This window comes from Corynebacterium sp., assembly GCF_012837295.1.
Classification (GTDB): Bacteria; Actinomycetota; Actinomycetes; order Mycobacteriales; family Mycobacteriaceae; genus Corynebacterium.
The window spans coordinates 1-3,349 of record NZ_DURI01000084.1; the positions used below are offsets into that span (position 1 = coordinate 1).

The following is a 3,349-nucleotide window of genomic DNA, read 5'->3' on the forward strand; positions in this document are numbered from 1 at the left end:
ACCGCGAGGAAATCAATCGCCTGGACAACCTCATCATCGACGCCATCCGGCGCCGCACCGAGGTGAGCAAGGCCGTGGGCAAGACCCGCATGGGCTCCGGCGGCACGCGCCTGGTGCACACCCGCGAGGTGCAGATCATCAACGAATTCCGCGACGCCCTCGGCCCCGAGGGCCCGGCGATCGCCACCGCGCTGCTGCGCATGGGCCGCGGCCGCCTGGGTTGATCCCCGGCCCTTTCCGCCCCGGGTAGTTAGCCTGGGGAACATGAGCAGCTCTCGCACGGATCGCGCCACCGTCGCCGCCTGGGCGTCGTGGGATTGGGGTTCCGCCGCGTTCAACGCGGTCATGGTCACGTTCATCTACTCCGTGTACCTCACCGAGTCGGTGGGCGCGGACATCGGCGGCTCGATCCCGGCGTCGTCCTGGTACGGCTGGGCGATGGCGGCGGCGGGCGTGATCATCGCCCTGGTCGCCCCGGTGCAGGGCCGCCGGGCGGATGCGAAGGGCCGGCGCCGGTGGTCGATGACCATGTGGACGCTCGTGGTCGTCGCGCTGATGGCGTCGCTGTTCTTCATCGACAACGAGCCGGCGTTCTTCTGGCCGGGCATCGTGGTCATGGCGGTCGCCGCGGTGGCGTTCGAGTTCGCGGAGGTCTCCTACTTCGCCATGCTGCGGCAGGTCTCCACCCCGGACAACGTGGGCCGGGTGTCGGGCATCGGCTGGTCGGCGGGCTACTTCGGCGGCATCTTCCTGCTTTTGATCTGCTACGTCGGTTTCATCGCGGGCGAGGGCGGCGCGTTCGGCTTGTCGACGGACGACGGCATGAACGTCCGCGTCGTCGCCCTCGTGGCGGCCGCCTGGTACCTGCTGTTCGCGTTGCCGACGTTCTTCCGGGTGCCGGAGATCGAGCCCGATGCGACGGTCGATTCCAGTTACGCGGATTCCTACCGCCGCCTGTTCGGCGAGCTGCGCCAGCTGTGGCGGGAGGATCCGCGGTCGATCAAGTTCCTCGTCGCCCAGGCGGTGTTCCGCGATGGCCTGGCCGGCGTGTTCACGTTCGGGGCGATCCTCGCGGTGACGGTCTACGGCCTATCGCCCGCCGACGTCCTGCTCTTCGGCATCGCCGCCAACGTCGTCTCGGCGCTGGGCGCGCTGGCGGCCGGGTTCCTCGACGATTCCATCGGCCCGCGCCCGGTGATCCTGTGGTCGCTGGGATTGATGGTGGTCACGTCGATCGCGCTGCTCTTCGTCGACGGCCCCGGCTGGTTCTGGCCGCTGGGCCTGGTGCTGTGCCTGTTCGTCGGCCCGGCGCAGTCGGCGGCGCGGTCCTACCTGGCCCGCATCGCCCCGGAGGGACGCGAGGGCCAAATGTTCGGCCTGTACGTCACCACCGGCCGCGCGGTGAGCTGGATGGCGCCGGCGGCGTTCGCCGCATTGGTCGCCATCTTCGGCACGGACCGCGCGGGCATCGGCGGCATCGCACTGGTGCTCGTGGCGGGCATGATCCTCTTCGCGCTGGTGCCGAAGAAGCCCGCCTCCCCGGCCCCTACCCCTCGAGGGAAATGAGCTTGTCCTCGAGGAATTCGTCGATGCCGGTGAATCCGCCCTCGCGTCCGAGCCCCGACTGCTTGACGCCGCCGAAGGGCGCGGAGGCGTCGGAAAGCCCGCCCTTGTTCACCGCGACCATGCCGGACTCGATCGCCTCCGCCGCACCCAGCGCGCGTGTGAGGTTTTCGCTGAACACGTAGGCCGCAAGGCCGAACATCGTGTCGTTCGCGCGCTCGATGGCCTCCTCGTCGCTGCCGACCTCGGTGACGGCGACGACGGGGCCAAAGATCTCCTCGGTGACGATGTCCGAATCCAGCGGGAAGCCCGTGAGCACCGTGGGCTCGTAGAAGTAGCCGTCCGCCAGGTCGCCCGGCAGGTCCGGGATCTTTCCGCCGCAGCGCACGGTGGCGCCGCGGCCGATGGCGTCGTCCACGAGCTTTTCGACGGTCCGCTGCTGATCCCGCATGGCCAACGGGCCGAGTTCGGTGTCCTCGTCGGTGCCGCGGCCGACGGTCAGCTCGCGGAACATCGCGACGACGCCGTCGGTGAACTCCTCGGCCAGCGACTCGTGGACGATGAACCGGTTCGGCGCGATGCAGACCTGGCCGCCGTTGCGCAGCTTGGCCGCCTTCACGGCCTTGACGGCCTTGTCCACGTCGCCGTCCTCGAGGACGACGAACGGGGCGTTGCCGCCGAGCTCCAGCGAGACCTTCATCGACGTCTCCATGGCCTTCGCCGCCAGCGCCTGGCCGACCTCGGTGGAGCCGGTGAAGGTGAACTTGCGCAGGCGGTCGTCGTCGAGAATGGCTGAGACGTTTTTCGCCGAGCCGGTCGGCAGCACCTGGACGACGCCGGCGGGGACTCCGGCCTCTTCCAGCAGCTTCGCCAGGTACAGCATGGTCAGCGGGGTCTTCGACGCCGGCTTGGCGATGATCGTGCAGCCCGCCGCCAGCGCCGGCGCAATCTTGCGGGCGCCCATGGCCAGCGGGAAGTTCCACGGCGTGATCGCCAGGGTCGGCCCGACCGGCTGGCGCACGGTGACGATGCGCGAGCGCCCGTCCGGCGAGCGACGGTAATCGCCGCGCAGGCGCACGGCCTCCTCCGAGAACCAGCGGAAGAACTCGGCGGCGTACTTCACTTCCGCGCGGGAATCGGGCAGCGCCCGGCCCATCTCGAGGGACTGGAGGTACGTCAGCTCGTCGTCATGCTCGATGATCAGCTCGAACGCGCGGCGCAGGATCTCGCCGCGCTCCCGGGGTGCCGTGGCAGCCCAGTCCGCCTGGGCGGCGCAGGCCTCGTCGAGGGCGCGGCGGGCGTCGTCCTCCGTGGCGGAGGCGACCTCCACGAGGACACCGTCGGTGGCGGGGTCGCGGACCTCGAAGGTGCCGCCGTCGGAGGCGTCGCGGAACTCGCCGCCGAGGAAGAGCTGGGTCGGTGCGCCGGAAAGAATGTCGTTCACTGAATGTCCCATGCCGTCCATGGTGCGCGCGGGTGCGGGATTTGTCGATGAACCGCCGGGCGACCGCCACCCCAGTTCGGGGCCACATCAACATCTAAAAGGTGAACAATGTTCGGCTTTTTCGACGCTCAGCCGCAGGTCGCCGAAAAACGGGTGACCCCGCGTGCATTCGCCGCGTAACGATTCGTTGTTGAACGCCAATAAAGTCTGTGAACGACCCAAGAGTTTTCGACCGCCCGACGGGCACCTTCACACGCATCACCCGACACCCGAGGATGAGCATGCGCAAGATAACCGCTTTCGCATCGGCCGCAGCAGTGGCCGTCGCCGGCTTCGTCGTAG

General features: G+C 69.0%; 3 protein-coding genes. 2 read left to right on the forward strand and 1 reads right to left on the reverse strand.

Translation table 11 applies throughout. From position 1 onward, the window contains the following. Both GX015_RS02865 and GX015_RS02870 read left to right on the forward strand, forming a co-directional pair. The coding region (locus tag GX015_RS02865; protein ID WP_291342657.1) for a chorismate mutase at positions 1-224 on the forward strand (224 nt) is incomplete at its 5' end. 40 nt (positions 225-264) lie between these two features. Then, complete coding sequence (locus GX015_RS02870) at positions 265-1,566, forward strand: MFS transporter (RefSeq protein ID WP_291342659.1); 1,302 nt, start codon at positions 265-267, stop codon at positions 1,564-1,566. Here GX015_RS02870 and GX015_RS02875 read toward each other — a convergent pair. Next, positions 1,547-3,019, reverse strand: coding sequence for an NAD-dependent succinate-semialdehyde dehydrogenase (locus tag GX015_RS02875; RefSeq protein ID WP_291342661.1), 1,473 nt, complete (start codon positions 3,017-3,019; stop codon positions 1,547-1,549). The two genes, GX015_RS02870 and GX015_RS02875, sit on opposite strands and share 20 nt — an antisense overlap. Between the last annotated feature and the right edge of the window lie 330 nt (positions 3,020-3,349).

What these genes read in the sequence shown, in the direction of transcription:
- GX015_RS02870 (WP_291342659.1), top strand. Translation starts at nt 265, where the DNA reads ATGAGCAGCTCTCGCACGGATCGCGCCACCGTCGCCGCCTGGGCGTCG.
- GX015_RS02875 (WP_291342661.1), bottom strand. Translation starts at nt 3,019, where the DNA reads ATGGGACATTCAGTGAACGACATTCTTTCCGGCGCACCGACCCAGCTC.